The organism is Shewanella abyssi (assembly GCF_023284025.1).
GTDB lineage: Bacteria > Pseudomonadota > Gammaproteobacteria > Enterobacterales > Shewanellaceae > Shewanella > Shewanella abyssi.
Window position 1 is genome coordinate 1 of the sequence record NZ_JAKIKR010000042.1, and the last position, 21,043, is coordinate 21,043.

At 43.6% G+C, this 21,043-nt stretch carries 20 protein-coding genes and 1 pseudogene; 17 read left to right on the forward strand and 4 right to left on the reverse strand.

Annotated features, from left to right (window positions below; all coding sequences use genetic code 11):
- Positions 1-133, forward strand: a pseudogene (locus tag L2755_RS16195) (DNA polymerase III subunit beta); the annotation flags it as partial.
- Between the two features lie 44 nt (positions 134-177).
- Here L2755_RS16195 and dnaA read toward each other — a convergent pair.
- Entirely contained in the window at positions 178-1,563 is a 1,386-nt protein-coding gene (dnaA, locus tag L2755_RS16200; RefSeq protein ID WP_248981719.1) for a chromosomal replication initiator protein DnaA, read from the reverse strand.
- A gap of 445 nt (positions 1,564-2,008) precedes the next feature.
- Between dnaA and rpmH the strand changes: the two genes are divergently transcribed.
- The 5 genes from rpmH to mnmE all read left to right on the forward strand — a co-directional run bounded on the left by rpmH (position 2,009) and on the right by mnmE (position 5,863).
- Entirely contained in the window at positions 2,009-2,146 is a 138-nt protein-coding gene (gene rpmH / locus L2755_RS16205) for a 50S ribosomal protein L34 (RefSeq protein ID WP_248981720.1), read from the forward strand.
- A 15-nt stretch (positions 2,147-2,161) separates the two neighbouring features.
- On the forward strand, positions 2,162-2,518 hold the full coding sequence (rnpA, locus tag L2755_RS16210; RefSeq protein ID WP_202287250.1) for a ribonuclease P protein component: 357 nt from the start codon (positions 2,162-2,164) through the stop codon (positions 2,516-2,518).
- Complete coding sequence (gene yidD / locus L2755_RS16215; RefSeq protein WP_202287249.1) at positions 2,485-2,739, forward strand: membrane protein insertion efficiency factor YidD; 255 nt, start codon at positions 2,485-2,487, stop codon at positions 2,737-2,739. The genes rnpA and yidD overlap by 34 nt, the downstream gene beginning before the upstream one ends.
- Before the next feature lie 3 nt (positions 2,740-2,742).
- Positions 2,743-4,377 (forward strand): membrane protein insertase YidC, encoded by a 1,635-nt coding sequence (gene yidC, locus L2755_RS16220; RefSeq protein ID WP_248981721.1) that lies wholly within the window; start codon positions 2,743-2,745, stop codon positions 4,375-4,377.
- A gap of 124 nt (positions 4,378-4,501) precedes the next feature.
- Positions 4,502-5,863: a tRNA uridine-5-carboxymethylaminomethyl(34) synthesis GTPase MnmE gene (gene mnmE, locus L2755_RS16225; protein WP_248981722.1), complete on the forward strand. Its 1,362-nt coding sequence runs from the start codon at positions 4,502-4,504 to the stop codon at positions 5,861-5,863.
- A gap of 494 nt (positions 5,864-6,357) precedes the next feature.
- Here mnmE and L2755_RS16230 read toward each other — a convergent pair whose 3' ends face one another.
- Both L2755_RS16230 and L2755_RS16235 read right to left on the reverse strand, forming a co-directional pair.
- Positions 6,358-8,919, reverse strand: a complete 2,562-nt coding sequence (locus tag L2755_RS16230; RefSeq protein ID WP_248981723.1) for a helicase-related protein — start codon at positions 8,917-8,919, stop codon at positions 6,358-6,360.
- A gap of 242 nt (positions 8,920-9,161) precedes the next feature.
- Positions 9,162-10,460, reverse strand: coding sequence for a restriction endonuclease (locus tag L2755_RS16235; RefSeq protein ID WP_248981724.1), 1,299 nt, complete (start codon positions 10,458-10,460; stop codon positions 9,162-9,164).
- A gap of 109 nt (positions 10,461-10,569) precedes the next feature.
- Here L2755_RS16235 and L2755_RS16240 point away from each other — a divergent pair, with 109 nt between their 5' ends.
- The 3 genes from L2755_RS16240 to L2755_RS16250 all read left to right on the forward strand — a co-directional run bounded on the left by L2755_RS16240 (position 10,570) and on the right by L2755_RS16250 (position 11,750).
- Positions 10,570-10,899 (forward strand): hypothetical protein, encoded by a 330-nt coding sequence (locus L2755_RS16240; RefSeq protein WP_248981725.1) that lies wholly within the window; start codon positions 10,570-10,572, stop codon positions 10,897-10,899.
- A 339-nt stretch (positions 10,900-11,238) separates the two neighbouring features.
- Positions 11,239-11,490, forward strand: coding sequence for a type II toxin-antitoxin system Phd/YefM family antitoxin (locus tag L2755_RS16245; RefSeq protein ID WP_248981726.1), 252 nt, complete (start codon positions 11,239-11,241; stop codon positions 11,488-11,490).
- Positions 11,490-11,750, forward strand: a complete 261-nt coding sequence (locus L2755_RS16250) for a Txe/YoeB family addiction module toxin (protein ID WP_248981757.1) — start codon at positions 11,490-11,492, stop codon at positions 11,748-11,750. The genes L2755_RS16245 and L2755_RS16250 overlap by 1 nt, the downstream gene beginning before the upstream one ends.
- A gap of 6 nt (positions 11,751-11,756) precedes the next feature.
- On the opposite strand, the gene L2755_RS16255 is transcribed toward L2755_RS16250, so the two are convergent.
- A complete protein-coding gene (locus L2755_RS16255; protein WP_248981727.1) occupies positions 11,757-12,686 on the reverse strand; it encodes a DUF1186 domain-containing protein in 930 nt (309 codons plus the stop codon).
- A 294-nt stretch (positions 12,687-12,980) separates the two neighbouring features.
- Here L2755_RS16255 and L2755_RS16260 point away from each other — a divergent pair, with 294 nt between their 5' ends.
- From L2755_RS16260 to atpB, 8 genes are all read left to right on the forward strand, one after another.
- Complete coding sequence (locus tag L2755_RS16260) at positions 12,981-13,625, forward strand: LysE family translocator (protein ID WP_248981728.1); 645 nt, start codon at positions 12,981-12,983, stop codon at positions 13,623-13,625.
- A gap of 463 nt (positions 13,626-14,088) precedes the next feature.
- Complete coding sequence (gene mioC, locus L2755_RS16265; protein WP_248981729.1) at positions 14,089-14,529, forward strand: FMN-binding protein MioC; 441 nt, start codon at positions 14,089-14,091, stop codon at positions 14,527-14,529.
- A 460-nt stretch (positions 14,530-14,989) separates the two neighbouring features.
- Positions 14,990-16,879 carry a tRNA uridine-5-carboxymethylaminomethyl(34) synthesis enzyme MnmG gene (mnmG, locus tag L2755_RS16270; RefSeq protein ID WP_248981730.1) on the forward strand — a complete coding sequence of 630 codons (1,890 nt, stop codon included), beginning with the start codon at positions 14,990-14,992 and terminating at the stop codon, positions 16,877-16,879.
- Between the two features lie 119 nt (positions 16,880-16,998).
- Positions 16,999-17,622, forward strand: a complete 624-nt coding sequence (rsmG, locus tag L2755_RS16275; RefSeq protein ID WP_248981731.1) for a 16S rRNA (guanine(527)-N(7))-methyltransferase RsmG — start codon at positions 16,999-17,001, stop codon at positions 17,620-17,622.
- 216 nt (positions 17,623-17,838) lie between these two features.
- Positions 17,839-18,627: a ParA family protein gene (locus tag L2755_RS16280; protein ID WP_248981732.1), complete on the forward strand. Its 789-nt coding sequence runs from the start codon at positions 17,839-17,841 to the stop codon at positions 18,625-18,627.
- A gap of 9 nt (positions 18,628-18,636) precedes the next feature.
- Entirely contained in the window at positions 18,637-19,524 is an 888-nt protein-coding gene (locus tag L2755_RS16285) for a ParB/RepB/Spo0J family partition protein (RefSeq protein WP_248981733.1), read from the forward strand.
- A 223-nt stretch (positions 19,525-19,747) separates the two neighbouring features.
- On the forward strand, positions 19,748-20,131 hold the full coding sequence (locus L2755_RS16290; RefSeq protein WP_248981734.1) for an ATP synthase subunit I: 384 nt from the start codon (positions 19,748-19,750) through the stop codon (positions 20,129-20,131).
- 12 nt (positions 20,132-20,143) lie between these two features.
- Positions 20,144-20,980 (forward strand): F0F1 ATP synthase subunit A, encoded by an 837-nt coding sequence (atpB, locus tag L2755_RS16295; protein ID WP_248981735.1) that lies wholly within the window; start codon positions 20,144-20,146, stop codon positions 20,978-20,980.
- The last annotated feature ends 63 nt before the right edge of the window (positions 20,981-21,043 follow it).

Below are 21,043 nucleotides of genomic sequence, written 5' to 3' on the forward strand. Positions count from 1 at the left end.
TGATAGGGATGCCCTATTAAAGCCACTTCAGTTAGTGAGTGGAGCGGTGGAAAAACGCCACAACTTACCTATTCTGGCTAACCTCTTGGTGGAAGTAAGTGCTCACTCACTAACTGAAGTGGCTTTAATAGGGCATCCCTATCAATAGAAAATTTCATTGGTTTCAATTCCCTGATATTAAGAAGATAAGGTTCGTATCAAGTTAGCATAATCTTCTTTAATGTCATGACTTTCTTCACGCAACTGCGCAATTTTACGACATGCATGCAGAACAGTTGTATGGTCACGACCACCAAATGCATCACCAATTTCAGGTAAGCTTTGGTTAGTAAGCTCTTTCGATAATGCCATCGCCATCTGTCTTGGACGCGCCACACTACGTGAACGACGCTTCGACAACATATCAGCCATTTTAATTTTGTAGTATTCAGCAACGGTCTTTTGAATATTATCGATAGTGACTAGCTTTTCTTGCAGCGCAAGCAGGTCACGCAGTGCTTCGCGGACGAAATCGATAGTAATTGGACGGCCAGTAAAGTTCGCATTGGCGATAACACGGTTAAGTGCGCCTTCAAGCTCACGCACGTTAGAGCGTAAACGCTTAGCAATAAAGAAGGCCACTTCATCAGGCAGATTAATGCCGCTCTCTTGTGCTTTACGCATCAAGATCGCCACACGAGTTTCTAACTCTGGCGGCTCAATAGCAACGGTTAAACCCCAACCAAAACGAGACTTAAGGCGATCTTCAACACCGTCGATCTCTTTCGGATACTTATCCGACGTCAGGATGATCTGATGATTTCCTTCTAGCAAGGCATTGAAGGTATGGAAAAATTCTTCTTGCGAACGATCTTTGTTGGCAAAGAATTGAATGTCATCAATAAAGAGAGCATCAACACTGCGGTAGTAACGCTTAAACTCTTCAATGGCATTGTTTTGCAGGGCTTTAACCATGTCCTGTACAAAACGTTCCGAATGCATGTAAACCACTTTAGCATCCGGCTTGTTCTTAATGATGCCATTGCCCACGGCGTGTAACAGATGAGTCTTACCCAAACCGGTGCCGCCATAAAGAAACAGTGGGTTGTAGGCTCCACCTGGGTTTTCAGCAACCTGCATTGCGGCCGCTTTACCCAGTTGGTTCGATTTACCTTCAACGAAGTTATCAAACTGGTAAGTCGGATTAATATTGCTACGATGATTTGCCGCTGGCGTAGGATCACTCGGAGGTGTATTAAAAATAGGTTTCTCGATCGCTCGCCTAACCGTCGGTCGAGTTCTAATCGCAGCGGTGGCTTGAACAATAGGCTTAGCTGATGGGCGACTACCGATGTCAAAACGCAAGTTAGGCGCATCAGCACCCATCTGTTCGGTAAAAAATTGATTGATGATATTAAGGTATTTATCTCTAACCCAATCTAAAACGAAACGGTTAGGTGCATATATGACAAGCGTGTCGCCTTCCATCTCTGCCTGTAACGGTCTTATCCACATACTGAATTGCTGAGCAGAAAGCTCATCTTGCAGCCTTGCGATACATTGTTGCCAAAGTGAAACCGCCACGTACTTATCCCCAGAAGATCATACAAAAGAGCTGTATTCTATAGTGAGATCACGCTGATCGCTATCCTTTAAATATATTTATCCCCAGATAGAACTGAGAAACAATAAGATCTCGATCTCAAGGGATCGGTGGAGATCAAAAAGATAGCAAAAACCCGCAAATCCAGCTTTATAAAGCGATCCATATCGATCTATAATAGTGCAGCTTCGATCTGTTTTTTGATCGGTAGAACCACTAGATGTAGTGGTAACTCACAGAGTTATCCACAATTTATAGTAGATTTAGACTGTCGAAGAAAATACTGAGATGGGATTATTTAATCACTTAAGTCGATTGCGTATTGACGTGCATGACTAAAGTGATTACAATTCGGCCTCTTTTTTGCCCTTACCTCTAATTTCTAGAGACTAAGGTTTATTAACCTAACAAAGACGGATTGCCATAATGAGTAAACGTACTTTTCAACCTAGCAACCTGAAGCGCAAGCGTTCTCACGGCTTTCGCGCTCGCATGGCAACTGTAGGTGGCCGCAAGGTTATCCAACGTCGCCGTGCTAAAGGTCGCACTCGTCTTTCTGCTTAATAAGTAGAGATGCAAGTGACCAGCTATACCTTTACGCGGGAGTTACGTTTGTTAACTCCCGCGCAATTTAAATCTGTCTTTACCAAACCTATCAAAGCGTCTTCCGCTGAAATAACCTTACTTGCGATTCCAAATTCTGAACAACATCCACGTTTAGGACTAACGGTTGCCAAGCGTTATGTAAAGAAAGCTCATCAACGAAATCGAATTAAACGTATTATTAGAGATAATTTTCGTTTACATCAGCATGATCTTCCCGCTGTAGACATCGTTGTACTTGTCAGAAATGGCGTGCTTGATATGGAAAGTGCAGAACTCAAAAAATTGGTAGAAAAGCTATGGCGAAAACTCTCTCGCCGTTACAATGGCTAGCAACTACGATTATTCGTGGCTACCAGGTACTCATAAGTCCCATGCTGGGACCTCGTTGTAGGTTCAATCCAACATGTTCACACTATGCAATTGAAGCTATTCGTTTGCATGGATTTGTGAAAGGATGTTGGTTTGCAGCGAAACGCATATTAAAATGTCACCCTTTACATCCGGGTGGTGAAGACCCCGTCCCTCACAAAAAAAATAGGTGCGATAAATAGGCTATGGAATCTCAACGCAATATATTGCTTATCGGTCTGCTTTTTGTCAGCTTTTTACTGTGGCAACAATGGCAAACGGATAATGCTCCTCAACCGGTTGTAGCGCAAACTCAATCTTCAGTAGCAGGGTCTACTGTTGCCGATGGTTACAGTTCAGACGTGCCGGATGCTGATTCGGCATTACCAGAAGTGATTACCACTTCTAAAGAACTGATCACTGTGACCACTGACCAACTTGAAATCAGAATTGATCCCATTGGCGGTGACATCGTTTATTCAGCTTTGCTTTCTCATAAGCTTGAAGAAGATGGTGATGACCCGTTTGTACTGCTAGAGCAAACTAATGACATCTATTACATCGCTCAAAGTGGTCTAATCGGTCGTGATGGTATTGATAGCAGCACGACAGGTCGTGCTCATTTCGATAGCACAGCTCGCGAGTATAACTTAGCTGCAGGCCAAGACACATTAGCTGTGCCATTAACCTATCTAGCGGCGAACGGCGTGACTTACACTAAATTATTTACCTTCTACCGTGGTAAATACAATGTTGATGTTGATTACAAAATCAACAACACCTCTAGTGCACAGCTACAAGTTCAAATGTATGGCCAAATCAAGCACAGCATCAAAGAAAGCGAAAGCAGCATGATGATGCCGACTTATCGTGGTGGCGCATTCTCTACAGCAGATACCCGCTACGAGAAATACAGCTTCGACGATATGGCTGATAAGAACCTAGACAAGGCAACCTTGGGTGGTTGGGCAGCAATGCTACAACACTATTTCGTGTCAGCTTGGGTACCACCAGCAACCGATAAAAACATTATCTTCTCAAGCGTAAGCGCGGGTGGATTGGCGAATATCGGTTTCCGTGGTGCGCTATATGACATCGCTCCAGGTAGCGAACAAACCATTAGAGCCCAGTTCTACGTAGGTCCTAAAGATCAAGAAGCGCTATCAGCCATTTCTGACTCTTTAAACCTAGTGGTTGATTACGGTTTCCTTTGGTGGATTGCAGTACCAATTTACAAACTACTGATGTTCTTCCAGTCGTTAGTGACTAACTGGGGTATCGCAATTATCCTAATTACCCTAACGGTCCGTGGTATGTTGTATCCGCTAACTAAAGCGCAATACACCTCTATGGCGAAGATGCGTAACCTGCAGCCAAAACTAGCGGAAATGAAAGAGCGCTTAGGTGATGACCGTCAGAAGATGGGTCAAGCGATGATGGAACTGTACAAGAAAGAGAAAGTTAACCCTATGGGTGGCTGTCTACCAATCTTGCTACAGATGCCAATCTTCATCGCACTATACTGGGTGTTGCTTGAAAGCGTTGAGCTACGTCATGCACCATTCATGTTATGGATCACCGACTTGTCAGTACAAGATCCATACTATGTCATGCCTATCCTGATGGGTATTTCAATGTTTGTGATGCAGAGAATGCAGCCAATGGCGCCGACAATGGACCCAATGCAAGTTAAGATGATGCAGTGGATGCCAGTTATCTTTACCGTATTCTTCCTATGGTTCCCAGCAGGTCTGGTTCTATACTGGTTGGTAGGTAACTTAGTCGCGATTACACAGCAGAAGATTATTTATGCTGGTCTGGCGAAGAAAGGGTTAAAATAACTCTTAGCTCCACCTAAGCAAAGCGGCTAGATACTCAGGTATCAGCCGCTTTTCTCATTTAATGAGAAGCACTTTTTATTGATACCCATTATTCCCCTATAAATTTGAACTAGGAAACACAGTAATGACAACAGATACTATCGTGGCACAAGCGACCGCTCCAGGGCGTGGCGGTGTCGGTATTATTCGAGTGTCTGGCGACTTAGCTAGCAATGTGGCTATGGCGGTAATTGGGCGTATACCCAAAACCCGTTATGCCGATTACTGTGACTTTAAAAGCGATAAAGGCGAGGTTATCGACCAAGGCATCGCTTTATATTTTAAAGGCCCCAACTCATTTACCGGTGAAGACGTACTAGAGCTGCAAGGTCATGGCGGCCAAATTGTGCTTGATATGCTGATTAAGCGGGTAATGGAAACGGAAGGTTTACGCATCGCCAAACCAGGTGAGTTCAGCGAACAAGCTTTTATGAACGACAAGCTCGACCTAACCCAAGCAGAAGCCATTGCCGACCTGATTGATGCCACCAGCGAGCAAGCCGCTAAAAGCGCGTTAAACTCGCTACAGGGCGAATTCTCTACTCAGGTACACGAACTCGTCGAACAGGTCACCAACCTGCGCTTATACGTCGAGGCAGCCATTGATTTCCCCGACGAAGAGGTGGATTTCCTCTCCGATGGCAAAATTTCCGGTTCATTAAACCGCATTATCACTCAACTCACGACCGTTAAAGCCAGTGCCAAGCAGGGCTCTATCATCCGAGAAGGGATGAAAGTGGTTATTGCAGGCCGTCCTAACGCCGGCAAATCAAGCTTACTCAATGCCCTTGCCGGTAAAGAGTCTGCCATTGTTACCGAAATAGCCGGTACCACTCGTGATGTATTGCGCGAACATATCCATCTCGACGGCATGCCACTGCACATCATTGATACCGCGGGCCTACGTGATACTGCCGATACCGTTGAAAAAATAGGTATTGAACGTGCGTGGGACGAGATAACCAGCGCCGATCAAGTGTTGTTTATGGTCGATGGCACCACCACCACAGCGGTTGATCCACACGAAATCTGGCCAGATTTTATCGATCGCCTGCCTAAAAACTTAGGCATCACCGTGGTCCGCAATAAAGCCGATCTGACCGGTGAGATCTTGGATATTACCGAAGAGGCGGGGCATCCAGTACACCGTATCTCCGCTAAAACCGGTTTAGGCATAGCAGCACTGCAACAGCACCTAAAATCGTTAATGGGTTACCAGAGTAATCTAGAGGGTGGCTTTATTGCCCGTCGTCGCCACTTAGAAGCGCTCGACCTCGCAAGTAGCCACTTAGATATAGGTAAAGAACAGTTAGAAGTTTATCAAGCTGGAGAGTTACTGGCTGAAGAGTTAAGAATGGCGCAATTAGCGCTATCTGAAATCACCGGTAAATTCACTTCGGACGATCTGCTTGGCAAGATCTTCAGCTCTTTTTGTATCGGAAAGTAATACTTTTACCAACATGGCTAAACTATACCCATCCTAGCTGAAGATGCTCGTTTGGGGATATACGCCACAACCGTTAAATAGCGCTTAGTCTAGATCTTGTCATCAAGATCTAGACCAAAAGCAAGCCCTCAATGTAAGCCTAAATTTACAGTGCGATCGCAATAGATCGTCAACTGTAAACCTCACCTCATACACCCGCTAAAGTAAGATCGTAAAATACAAGTATCAACAGAGATATCAACAAGCAAACACGATCTGTGGATAGATCTAAACACTTAATTGAAAATAATCTTAAGCCCTTGTTTTAAAACGCTTAACTTTTAACTGAAACTGTTCTAGATCTAAAAAAATAGCATTGAAAATGGATCTTTCTTGATAAGTTATACTCAGAAAAAAAACAGTAAAAAATTAAACCTGTGCAAAAGTGTATTTCCTGTGGTTAAAATCAGTGATAAGTGCTAACGATCTTCAGATCTAGATCGATACTAATTCCATTATTTAACATCAACCACACGGCTGGCTTTGCGGTATTGGATCTTCCACCCTGTCCAGCGCGGTAACTCCCAACGTTTAGGCCCCTGCTTATTGCCACCGTTAACGTAATCTAAAATCACCAACTTGCGTTTAGGTTCGTAGCTAACTGCTAGCTTAAGCTCAGGCAACTGTAATGCCGCTGGATAAAGCTGATCAAACTCCTCACGTTGCCACTCAGGTATACCGTCAAACAGTAAGTCATCATCCTCAAGCAAGCCTAAATCATCGAAGCTCTCTACCCCTAATTGAACCAGCTTGTCTTTAAGGTAAGTATCGAGCACCAAGGGCTGTTTAATCTCACTTTCAAATTCGGCCGTTTTACCCAGCGCAAACCAAATATTCCAAGCGGCAATATCTGCCTTTAAACGCTTAGCAATACCTGACAGTTCCCGCCCCTGTATAATACTGCGGGCAACCGCCTCAATAGCCTGCTCACCCGATGCTCGTTCAAAACGAGAATCTATCACCCTGCCAGCATATAGACGCTCAATCAGCACTTTACGGCTAGCAGAGCGCTCTTTGTTTTCAGCTAACCTATCTTCGCCCAATCCCGCTTGGCAGAGTAGTTGAGTCGAAACAGGCGCCATGACTGCGGCCAAGTTCAATGTCTGCTTAACCCCTTTGCCCGCGATAGAGTGTTGATCAAACACTACCGCCGCTATTGCAGCGTCTTTACCGGCAAAATCTTTAAGCTCGGGACTAAAGCGGCTATCTCGGCCAATTTGTACTTCACTAAAACCATTACCTAACGCTTGTACCCGTTTAATACGTCTAACAAATGCCAGCTCAGGCAACGCCTTAATCACCGCCAATAACCAGCGGCTTCGCAACGGCTCAGATTTACGCTCTAGCACCGCAGCCCTGTTCAGCTTTGGTAGACCTAACCCTTGCCTAATCTGGTTAGCCAGCCTGCGGGCCTCTTTAATCGCGTTATGTTCAATATTCAGAAAATCGACAGCCGGCTCTCGTAGCAGCTTTACCAATGTAAAAGCATCACAGCCCAGCGGTTCCCAGTCATGTAGCGACTTAACATCGTATTCTGCAGTAGGCTGCTGATACAAACGCTGCGGCACACTAATCGCCGCGGCCAAATCCACCATTAACTCAGTACATTCATCATCTGGCATCGCACTAATCAGATGGGCAAACTGAGTGTCTATCGGTAATGGGAACAGTTTTCTACCATGAGCAGTGATCTTGCCCTGTTGATCAATCGCGCCCATTGCCAATAAACGACTCTCTGCAATCGCCAGCGGTTTACTGTTAATCGCATCTACAAACCTGAGTTCACCTAAACGCACGCCACTGCATGCCGCAGCCAACATAGGTTCAACTAACTCTTCACGCTGTAATTCTGGCGGTGTCATCGCCTCTAATGGCGCGTGCTCTCCCCACAAGCGCACACACAGGCCAGCTTGCGTTCGACCCGCACGGCCTTTTCGTTGCTCACTACTGGCCCTTGATATTCGCGCCAACGACAACACCGTTCGACCATTACGCTGATGAGTGCGTCGCTCTAGCCCAGAATCAATCACCGCCGTCACCCCAGGAATAGTCAAAGAGGTTTCAGCGATATTAGTGGAGAAAATAACCCGTTGTTTCGCGGCGCTGGCCAATAATGACTGCTGCTCAGTGGCAGAGATGCCGCCATGTAGTGCGACTAAATCAATATTGGCCCTGGCATCGCTCGATGCTGCTGCAGGCTTAGCTTGGGCTAAAGACTGGCACGCCTGTAAACAAGATTGAATTTCGCGCTTACCGGGTAAAAACACTAAAACATCGCCAGATGTTTTGCTCAGTAATGATGCCACGGCCGTTTTTACTTTTTGTTCTAAACTCGATATGTCTGGTAATTGCTGACTGTCGGTTGACTGGTACGTTAGTTCCACGTGAAACATTTTACCTTTAGCCAACAACCTTTTTGAATTTACTCCAATAGAATCAGACAAATAGTCATTTAGCCTAGCACCGTCAATCGTTGCAGAAGTGAGTATTAACCGATGTTGAGCACGTTTTTTAAGTAAGGCTAACAGCAGATCCGTGTCCCATCTGCGCTCATGGAATTCATCAATAATCACCGTAGCAAAACAAGCCAAGCCCGCCTTCTCGTCTTGACTACTTTTATCCATAGACAGCCACCGCAAAGCGATACCCGGCGTCACAAAGGCAATATCGGTATGTTCATCAACCGTAGAATCAAAACGGATGGCATGGCCTACGTTTAACGTTCGCGCTGACTTTGATAAGCAACCAGCCTCGTCATAGCTTTTAGCTAACTTGCCGACAAACGACGCCAACGCCAAGCACGCCACCCGCCTCGGTTCCACCACCAACACTCGCATTCTTTTTCCATCGCTAGCAGGCTCTGCACACCAAAGCGGTAAGCGAGTCGATTTGCCTGAGCCAGTATCCGACTCAACCACTAAGTGGTTGTCTTTAATGGAAGATTTAAACTCTTGATAGAGGGCGTCTATGGGTAGCTTTATTTTGTCGGCAGCTTTAGGAGTGGTATTAGAGGGCATAATTTGGGCTTAATGAGTGAATGACTAATAGGGTTAAGAAAAATAAAGGCGCTTGAGTAATAAGCTAATGATAACCCGCCAGCGATAGCTAAGTCGCATCAGAAAATGAATAACCTAATGCTATTTAAGTACTATACCTTACAAAAGCAGCTCTCTATTCGCCTCATACAGTGAGGCAAATAATGTTGCTATTCGCCTCACCTAGTGAGTAAGTTTAGATTTCATATCAGCATTATAACTGCCTAAACATTCAAAATTTCTTCAGCTTGCCTTTGTTTTAGTCGCCTTGGGTAGTCTTTATCCATCGCGGTTAAAAAGCTATTAACGCTACTAAACTCTTCACTTTCATAAACAATTTTAGACACTTCTTCAGCGATTCTTCGGCCATGGATCAATATGATGGGATATTTATCTTCAATCACTTCTCGTTGAACAGAATCTGAAAAATAGCTAGTAGTCACATACACACCAAGCCAGCCACGTTTTAGGCGGGCAACTGTACGTGCAATATGATTACCGCCAGTTGGAGTATTTAATGCCTCACACTTAGCTTGACCTAATACAATCAGTTCAACTTTTGAAAAACCACTTCCTAAAGTAACTTTACCAATGAAATCAGCTCCACCATCACTAGAGCCTTGAGTAACCCACCCTTTTTGATATATACCATGTTCTCTATCTATCACCCGAGCAGCAATCACTTCAGCAAGAGCTTCGAACCTATGTTTCTTTCCTGCATAGTAAGAATATATTTCGTTCAAGACACGGTCTGATTCAGAACCCGGAATAGGCTTCTGATTAACAGTCTTTTCAAGGCTTAGCTTTGAAACACGGCGACGAAGCTTATTGAGTGAGTTGCTTCCTTCCAACAGCCATTGACGCCAACTTTTAGGTGAATTTTTATTGGTATCAGCCAATGAAAATGCTTTCTTACGCCGCTTGTTGATCCATTCCCACTCGAACTCCTCATGTTCTGCAGCAATGCAGAGCACAGTAAAATCAAAAGCATAATTGGTAAATGTTCGTTCTAGTTTATTATCCCATTGAGTCACTAGTTCAACGCTATTGATGATCCCTAATCCATGGAACTGCGGATAACCTTTAGCGACGCCATTAATTACGGCACGCTTAAAAAATAATATAGGCGGAGTTAGTGATCTCTCTTCCACAGAATGAGAGTGAGCCAATCTAAATGCTTCAAGCAGGGCCTTGTTCCCGGGGGCGTTAGCAGGATCTTTTCCAGGTTCTTTATTATCGCCGAAATAGCGAATATGCCCATTGTCGACATCATAGAAATCTTCCCATGGTGTCTCCACTGAGCCTTTCTTATTTGGGCTACTGGAAACTAAAATGGCAGGACGAACCAACTCACCGGAACTGGTTTTTATCTTGGCTGAAGGGTTAATGCCCTTCTCAAGCTGGAGCTTTTTAGCTTCTAGAGACTTAGTCAGGAAATGGAAATTAAGGTGACCATCTTCATAAGGGTTTTCAGCGCAAGCAGGCTTCTTGTATCTGAGTACATCACCAATTTGAATTTCCATATCCGCTCACTGACAACTAAGGTTTTATGACTCCATATTACAGAGGCACAATAACAACACAATGTTATTGTTGGGTTTTATTGATAACTATCAAATTGTGAAGTGAAGAATGGGAAAAAAAGAAGCGCTAACGCTAGCAAATAAACAATATGATTCCTCATTCACCACTGGCAACACTCACTTCTCAAAGATCAACAAATCCAAAGCAGTGTGGTGGCATGAAATTCCCATAAGTAAGATTAACCACGACACATTAACTGATATCAATTTACTCCTAGAAGATAAGCATGGTCTACGCTGGCTAAAGGTCAGCACTGCATTTCTACAAGGGTTCAAAGTAAGAGAGCGTAAGGGAGTCATATGCCTAGAACTCGATATTAATACCTTCCAGAATATCGTAGGCCCAGCAAGAGTTTCTTTTAAGTCATTTATACAGTAACTACTAATCGAAGTTACTCAGCTTTTACTATAGAAAGTGTAGATACGGCTGCGAGCTTCCAAAACAGGGATGTTTTGGCAGAGCCCACAGGGAAGTGTTCACGGCGTTTCGCAGCAGTATCTGCACATTCAGCTAACCACTGGTTATATATTAAAATGCAGCCATGATTTCAAATTAACTTACCAGACGAACACAAAAAGTTCCTTCAGCCTTGTGAACCGATAAGGCCCAAATTGGTGTGCCGACAAGTGACCCTACTTCAGGATACTTGTACTTCCTCTTGTACATCTTTTACGTTTAAACTAAACTGTACTCATTAACGTACATATAGAGGTGTTTATGAGTGTTTATAGTTTTACTGAGGTAAGAAGTAATTTTAAATCTGTTTGTGACAGTGTGGTCAATGATTGCGAACCTGCAGTGATCCACCGTAGAGGGGCTGAAAATGTTGTCATGTTCTCTGAATCGGAGTTCAACAGCTGGAAAGAAACCCTCTATTTACTTTCAAATCCAGTAAATGCACAGCGTCTGTTAGATTCTATAAAACAGGTTGAAGATGGCCAAGTCCAAGAGCGCGAGTTACTGGATTGATGAATATTCTTTTCTCAGAGCATGCCTGGAACGATTATCTTTATTGGCAACAACAAGATAAAAAAACACTGAAACGAATCAACCTACTTATAAAAGATTGCCAAAGAACACCTTTTGATGGGATTGGCAAACCAGAAAGATTAAAAGAAAACCTTTCTGGTTATTGGTCAAGACGGATCACCGATGAGCATCGTTTAGTTTATAAGGCGACTCAGGATAAGTTAACGATTGTAGCCCTACGCTATCACTATTCAAACTAGCTCAGACTAATTCAAACAGCACTTCTTGTATTTCTTGCCACTGCCGCAAGGGCATGGATCATTGCGGCCAGCTTGAATATCGGCGATAAAAGGTTGCTTAGCATCAAGGTTTTCAAAATAGCTATCGTCAAGTTCCTTTGGCGTATTCATCAAGTCATCGAAAACCGCCATGAGATCCTCGTCGTTCATATCAGATTCAGCATTAAAACCTGCCCACTGACTCAATGAGTCGATAACATCATAATCGCCGCTTATTAGGCCGCTTTCCCACTCAGAATAACCGATTGACTGATTATCCCAATCGATGATGCACTGATTCTCAGTAGGGCCTTCGTCTATCAACTTACTCTCAACATAACCAACAAACTGGCTATGGTATTGATTAAACTCATTAGAAATAAGCAAGTTAATCAATTCAAAAAGTGCTATTGAGTGATCATTTTTGAGCAGGCTTTCAATAAACCCAGCAATGTAATGATTGAGTGTGTCTCTGTCAATTTGGCTGGTATGTAATTGAGTAAACAATGCACTTAGCGCGGCCATCTTAATAATTTCGCCAGCCTGATCTGAGTTAACTAAAAAGCACAGCTGCTCAGGTTGCCCTTGCGCCAAAATATAGTAAACGGTAGCAAGATCTACAGCGATAAAATCACCAAGAAGCGCTTCTAACGGACTATTACAGTCTTCCTTATTGGTGAGATTAATCAAAGAATCAAAACAGTTATACTGCTTACGATCGGCAATAAGACAGATACCGAAGAATAGCAGGTTAGACTCGGTATCGGACAAGGCCTCTTTAACAATAAACCTTTGCATCAATTCATCGATAACCGGCAGTAACTCTGACCATTGCAACCTAGCCGCCTGCAAAGCATCAATAGGGAGTACTGTTAAGTCGCCACGACTCAGCGTGGTAATTATCTCGTCTAATTTCATATTACATTCAAGGTAAAAGGTGATGTTGTCTCATAGAGTAGCAAAAGAGGACGCCAAAGCCCCAAGTAAAATGGTTCTAACAACGGATAGGCCTATATTCAACATGAAGATATTGCTAAAAAACTCAAATAATCGAAGTTCACGCTCCTCAATATAAAGCTATGTATCAACCCTCCCCCGTAAACAAACCCTGCCAACTGTAGCTCTCATTTAAACACAACATGCCTTTCATTCATGTTGGATAACTGTAGAATCCGCGCCTTGTTTGATTCTTTCCCTATATATAGTGCATTAATGATGATCGATCTGGCGTTACTTCCTTTATACCTCACGACCGTGGTTGCCCTACTGTTGATCCCTGGGCCTGACATGTTACTTATCGCCAGCTCAAGCTTAAGCTACGGCAAAAAAGTCGGGGTTTACGCTAGCCTTGGTAATGCCACTTCGGGGCTTATTCTTACTTTACTTGCTGCGATGGGCGTATCAGCCTTAGTGGCCATGAACCCGATGGCACTGGAACTATTACGTATTTTGGGTGCCGCCTATTTACTGAAGATGGGCTGGGATTGCATGCGCAGTTCTGCCGCCGAAGCGCCTGAGATTGAGCAACAACACAATCTGGCTAAGCTGTTATATCGCCGCGCGGTAATGAGCAATCTGTTAAACCCAAAGGCACTGATCTTCTTTGTACTGTTCTTGCCGCAGTTTGTATCGACTCAGCTAAGCGCAAGCTCCGGTGAGCAGATGCTAGCGTTAGGTTTGCTACTTAATGTGATGGGCTTAAGCTTTAATCTTTTGCTAGTGGCATTGGTTGGCACTTTAGGTAAACCGCTGCTGAAAAATGAAAAATTCCGCACCTACCAGAACAAATTTATGGGTATGATATTTTTTGCACTGGCCATCTGGCTATTAGCCTCACAGGTTCAGTCGGTAGCTTAGTCTCACGATTAACGACGCGCTAGACCCCACCAAAAAGAGTAAAGGCTCTGCTAATAGCAGGGCCTTTTTCGTTTAACGATTCTAGTAGCTTCAATACAATTGAGCCCTTTAAACCCCCTTAAATGATGTACTCCAGACGCGCTAACCACCCTCTTTTAGGCCAATAGTTGCCATCTAACATGTAAGCCTACCTTGGGCCAAAGCCCTCTCAATGGGTTCAATATAACGCTAATAGATAGCTTTTAACCAAAAGATCTATCGACATTACCTGTTAGCGCAAGCTGTAATGGCTGTAAAACCTTGCCTATTAATAGTCATATTAGTGGCGTTTGCAGCATAAATTCGAGGCTATAACGGCTATATTTACCGTTTAAATAGCCAAGATCACTTAGCTTGCACAGGGGTTTTCACCTATCATGCACAGCATAAACGTAGTCAACAGCGCTCAATATTAGGAAGTAACATGGCAAAAGTAGAACTATTAGTAGGCACAACATTAGGTAGTGCTGAGTATGTGGCTGATGAAATGTCGGCACAATTGAACGATCTAGGCCATGAAACCATCATACATTTAGCCCCTAATTTGGATGTTCTGGACCCCAATTCACTATGGTTAATTGCCAGTTCTACTCATGGTGCAGGCGATCTTCCAGACAATATAGTGCCATTTTTGGAGCAGATCTTAGCTAAAAAACCGGATCTGGCGAGCACCCGATTTGCATTATGTGCCATTGGCGATTCGAGCTACGATACTTTTTGCCAAGGCCCAGAAAAATTAGTGGATGCACTGGCCTTATGCGGTGCACAACTTTTTGTGGATAAGATCCAGATCGATGTTCAATACGATCCCATTCCAGAAGAAGCCGCTATAGCTTGGTTGAGCAGCTGGCAAGATCAACTTTAAGATCCTTTTATTGATCGCTTTTATCTATTAACTTTTGAACCACTCACAGTTTAGATCATACTTATCCACATATTACCCATAAAAAGGATAAATATGTGGATAACCTATTATTTAGATCTGATTAACCTCTGGATTAATCAACACCCGATCTGGTCAATGATCCACCCTGTGGATAACTAGCCGATCTATCCCCAAGCTTAGGCTAGTTTGATCGCGATCTGATCACAGGTTTGATCGCTTGTTAACTCATGATTATAATAAGGAATTAGAGTTATCCACCGAAAAAGCCTCCCTTAATAATAAACATAATAAGAGATCTATCTAAAGATCTTAAGATCTATTAAGCAGATCCGTGTTGATCAAAACAGGCAAAATAGATCGTTCACCTTAGGCAAAGCAAATGCTAAAATGATCCCCTCAGAAACAGAATTTTATCCTTTTAACAATCGAAGGCTGTCGAATGCATTTTCATGAACGGTTTGATGTAATCGTTGTTGGTGGTGGTCATGCTGGAACAGAAGCTGCGCTAGCTTCTGCCAGGATGGGTTCCAAAACACTTTTACTAACCCATAACATAGATACTTTGGGACAGATGTCCTGTAATCCTGCTATCGGCGGCATCGGAAAAGGACATCTGGTTAAAGAAATTGATGCACTCGGCGGAGCGATGGCAATTGCCACGGATTATGCGGGTATTCAATTTAGAACATTAAATTCGAGCAAAGGTCCTGCAGTTCGAGCGACTCGTGCTCAAGCCGATAGAGCCCTTTATCGACACAAGATCCAAGAGATCTTGCAGCACCAACCCAACTTACGAATTTTCCAACAAGCGGTAGACGATCTTGTTGTTGAGAACGAAACCGTGGTGGGTGTGGTAACTCAAATGGGTTTAGCCTTCGAAGCGCCTGCAGTGGTGTTAACCACAGGCACCTTTTTGAGCGGTAAGATCCACATTGGATTAGAAAATTACAGCGGTGGCCGAGCCGGCGATCCTCCAGCCATCGCCTTAGCTCATCGTCTACGTGAATTACCTATTCGAGTCGGCCGTTTAAAAACCGGGACACCGCCACGCATTGACGCAAACAGCATTGATTTTTCTCTAATGACAGAGCAAAAAGGTGATGATCCGTTACCGGTGATGTCGTTTGTTGGCGATGTTAGCCAGCATCCAGAACAAGTCTCATGTCATATCACTCATACCAATGAGCGAACCCACGATATTATTCGTGCAGGACTCGATCGTAGCCCAATGTATTCAGGGGTGATTGAAGGTATTGGCCCGCGTTACTGCCCTTCGATTGAAGACAAAATTAATCGTTTTGCCGATAAAAATTCGCATCAGATCTTTATTGAACCAGAGGGATTAAATACCACTGAAATTTATCCTAACGGTATTTCAACCAGCTTACCTTTTGACGTACAGATCAATTTAGTTCGTTCGATTAAGGGCATGGAAAATGCTGAGATCATGCGTCCTGGTTATGCCATTGAATATGATTATTTTGATCCTCGCGATCTTAAAAATTCATTAGAGACTAAAACCATCAATGGTTTGTTCTTTGCGGGACAAATTAACGGCACCACAGGCTACGAAGAAGCGGGTGCCCAAGGCTTGTTAGCGGGGATGAACGCGTCGTTACAAGTTCGAGGTAAAGACACCTGGTGTCCTCGTCGTGACCAAGCTTATCTTGGGGTGTTGGTCGATGATTTATCAACACTAGGGACTAAAGAGCCCTACCGCATGTTCACTAGCCGTGCGGAATACCGCTTGCTGCTACGTGAAGATAATGCCGATCTTCGTTTAACCGAGAAGGGTCGTGAGTTCGGTTTAGTTGACGATGATCGTTGGATTAAATTTAGCGAGAAAAAAGAGGCTATCGAACTTGAGCTACAACGTTTACGTAGTCAGTGGATCCATCCTAAATCGCCGCTTGTTGATGTGCTAAATCCACATCTGAATACACCTATTGCCCGCGAAGCAACCTTTGAAGATCTACTGCGTCGTCCAGAACTCGATTATCCAACATTGATGTCGATTGATGGCTTTGGTCCGGGGATTGACGATCAACGTGCCGCTGAGCAGGTGCAGATCCAAGTTAAATACTCGGGTTATATTCAGCGTCAACAAGATGAGATCGACAAAGCCATTCGGAATGAGACTACTGGACTGCCGCTTGATCTTGATTACCAAGAGGTTCCAGGACTGTCTAACGAAGTGATTGCCAAGATGAATGAGCACAAACCTGAAACGGTGGGCCAAGCTTCTCGTATCTCAGGCATGACGCCTGCTGCAATCTCAATTTTGTTAGTTCATTTGAAAAAACGTGGTTTATTAAGAAAAAGCGCCTAAATAACGCGATATAACGCCGTTATGCACGATAAAGGGAAGCTTTGAGGCTTCCTTTCATCTTTTCTGCGCTTCATAATACCGATGAATATCTGATTTACTTTGTTTCGAGGACACAACCAGTGTTATTTGCCCAGTTAAATGAATACATGGCTGAAGTCGGCCTAGAGGCTAGCGACCAGCAAAAAAAGCAACTTGTTGACTTTGTTGGCATGCTCAATAAGTGGAATAAGGCATTTAACCTGACTTCTGTACGTGATCCAGAGCAGATGCTCATTCGACACATCATGGACAGTTTGGTGGTGTCACCACACCTTAAAGGATCGCGTTTTATTGATGTTGGCACCGGACCTGGTTTACCGGGGATCCCGTTAGCGATCTTAAATCCTGATAAAGAGTTTGTCTTACTCGACAGTTTAGGTAAACGCATTCGTTTTCAAAAGCAGGTTCAATTTGATCTTGGGATAAATAACATCTCATCAATTGAAAGCCGTGTTGAAGCGTATCAACCAGAAGAGCTGTTTGATGGTGTATTGAGCCGCGCATTTGCGTCTATTCAAGACATGTTGCAGTGGTGCCACCATTTACCCAAGGCTGACGGCTGTTTTTATGCGTTGAAAGGCCAGCTAAACGCAGATGAGTTGGCAAACATGCCAGCTGGATATGTGCTGACCGACACTATTGAACTTGTAGTGCCTAAGCTGGATGAACAGCGGCACTTACTGCGCGTGGTTAAGCAAAGTTAATTTGAGGTGTATTTCTAAATTGGAAATACACTCGCTTGTTGTGGTGATTTAGTGGGTCTTTAACGGCTGATTTTTGAACCATTGCATATAAAGCGTACTGAACGGTTGCAATCTTTCAGCGCTTCAAGCAGTTTGGTAAAATATTCCCCCTCATTTTTTAAGACAGCCAATGAGAGAGGGCCGCAATACAATAAAAGTGACTTACAGGGTGATATTGTGGGTAAAGTGATTGCCGTAGCCAACCAGAAAGGTGGTGTCGGAAAAACAACGACTTGTGTTAATTTAGCGGCTTCTTTAGCTGCTACCAAACGTCGTGTACTGCTGATCGATCTCGATCCGCAAGGTAACGCCACCATGGGCAGTGGCATCGACAAATATAGTGTCGAAAACACCGCCTATGAACTCTTGGTTGAAGAGAAGCCATTCGAAGACGTTGTTTGCCGAAACACTAGCGGAAAGTATGATCTTATTGCCGGTAATGGCGACGTAACCGCGGCTGAAATTAAGCTGATGGAGTTTTTCGCCAGAGAAGTTCGCCTGCGTAATGCAATCGCGCCGATTAAAGATGATTACGATTACATCTTTATCGACTGCCCGCCTTCGCTCAATATGCTAACCGTTAATGCCATGTCTGCGGCCGATTCAATATTGGTCCCTATGCAGTGTGAGTATTATGCATTAGAGGGCTTAACGGCATTGATGGATACCATCACGAAATTAGGCTCTATGGTTAACTCAGGCCTGTATATTGAAGGGATCTTACGGACGATGTACGATCCTCGTAACCGTTTGTCTAACGATGTGTCTGATCAACTAAAGCAACATTTTGGCGATAAAGTTTATCGCACTGTGATCCCAAGGAATGTTCGTCTTGCTGAAGCCCCGAGTTTTGGTGCCCCTGCAATGTATTACGACAAATCGAGCGCGGGAGCAAAAGCCTACCTCGCATTGGCGGGTGAAATCATTCGCCGAGCAGAGCAATTAGAACTGGCTGAGCAGGATTAAGGAAGCAACATGACATTGAAGAAAAGAGGCTTAGGCAAGGGGCTTGACGCCCTATTGAGTACTAGCCATGCGGCCAGTAAACGACTTGAACCTAAAGCTGACGAAGTTGAGCAAGATATCAAGAGCAATGATCTGATTACTTTGGCTATCGATAGGCTTCAACCAGGCAAGTATCAGCCTCGAAAAGACATGTCGACCGAAGCACTTGAAGAGTTAGCTGAATCAATTCGTGCTCAAGGGATTATCCAACCTATTGTTGTTCGCAAAGTCTCTGCTGAAAACTTTGAAATTATTGCCGGTGAACGTCGCTGGCGCGCATCACAGCTTGCTGGGCTGGCAAAGATACCTTGTATTGTTAAACAGGTCGCTGACGAAGCTGCAGTGGCGATAGCCTTGATTGAAAACATTCAGCGTGAAGACTTGAATGCGATGGAAGAAGCGATTGCATTAAATCGTTTGATTGAAGAGTTTGAGCTTACCCATCAACAAGTTGCTGATGCGATAGGTAAGTCACGTGCAACGGTATCTAATTTACTGCGTTTAAACGGTCTCAATGAGCATGTTAAACGTATGCTTGAGTATGGCGATATTGATATGGGTCATGGTCGTGCTTTGCTTGCTATTGAAGGTGACGAGCAGATAAATCTGGCTCGATTAGTCGTTTTTAAAGAATTGACTGTTCGCGAAACTGAACGATTAGTGAATAAAACCTTAAATCAAACTGAAATCGTCGAAAAACCAGCTAAAGATCACGATGTAGCCCGTCTAGAGAGTCAATTAATTGAAAGGTTAGGTGCCAAGGTTTCTCTTACCCACAATAAGAAAGGTAAAGGGAAAATGGTAATTAACTATCAAAATTTGGCTGAATTAGAAGGTATTATCAGCAAAATCCGCTAAAAAACCAAAGTTAGCACTATATTATGTAACTTTGTGACATCTGTTAATCTTGCTCTTTTAGACTTTTGGCCTAGATCACGCTAAAAGTCTCCTTTTTCTAGTTGTTAAACTTGCTTTGAAACACTGAAACGGTATACTTTCGCAAGCTTTTTGTACCTCGGGTTTATACGGATATAACTAGTCCGGTCATCGAAACAGGAAGTGATAATGCGGAGAAGATAAATTGAGCAAGGTTTTAGCACGTCGTGGCCGTTGGTCAGCCTATAAATTGGTTTTGATACAGGCGGCGGTGGCTGGGAGTGTGTCAGTTTTCTTTTTCGCCATGTGGGGAGCTCAGTATGGTATATCTGCATTAGCAGGTGGTGCTATTGCTGTACTCCCTAATTTTGTATTCGCAACCCTCGCTTTTTCCCATGCGGGAGCAAGCTCTGCAGCTAAAGTTGTTAAGACTTTTTTCTGGGGGGAAGCGGTAAAGATGCTGTTAACCATAGCAATGTTTTCGTTTGTGTTTATCAATATTGAAATTGGCTTTATGCCTCTTTTTGTTTGTTACACCCTGGCGTTAGTAATGCATTGGACAGCTCCTTTATATTTCAAGCAAAGTTAAGTGGGATGAATCATGGCTGCAACTGGTGAAGCGTTAACACCGCAGGGCTATATCCAGCACCACCTTACCAATTTACAGGTTTGTGTTACCGATGAAGGTTTAGCATTAAACTCAAAATTGTGTGAAGGCAATTTCTGGACATGGCACATTGATTCGTTGTTCTTTTCGGTTGGGCTTGGTGTTTTGTTCTTGTGGCTATTCCGTAGCGTTGGCAAGAAAGCAACTACAGGTGTTCCCGGTAAGCTTCAGTGCTTTATCGAGATGGTAGTTGAGTTCGTTGACAGTAGCGTTAAGGAAACCTTCCATGGCCGCAATCCTGTTATTGCTCCGTTGGCATTAACGATTTTTGTTTGGGTATTCATGATGAACTTCATGGATATGGTTCCAGTTGACTGGATCCCTTCACTAGCAGCTGCTGCTGGTATCCCTTACATGAAAGTTGTACCAACGACTGACTTAAACATAACCTTTAGTATGGCTTTAGGTGTGTTTGTGCTGATTATTTACTACAGCATTAAAGTTAAAGGCATTTCAGGTTTTGTTAAAGAACTGACCATGCAGCCTTTTAACCATTGGGCAATGATACCCGTCAACTTCCTGCTAGAAACAGTTACTTTGATCGCTAAGCCAATTTCATTGGCACTGCGTTTGTTTGGTAACTTGTATGCGGGTGAGTTGATTTTCATCCTTATTGCGTTGATGTACGGTGCTAACTGGGCGTTATCTACTCTAGGTGTAACACTACAACTAGGTTGGTTAATCTTCCATATTATGGTTATCACTTTACAAGCGTTTATCTTCATGATGTTGACCATTGTTTACTTAAGCATGGCCCATGAAGATCATTAAGGACTGCTGTAGAAATTTTTAAACTAAATCATTAATAACAACGATTTAGAATATTGGAGATAG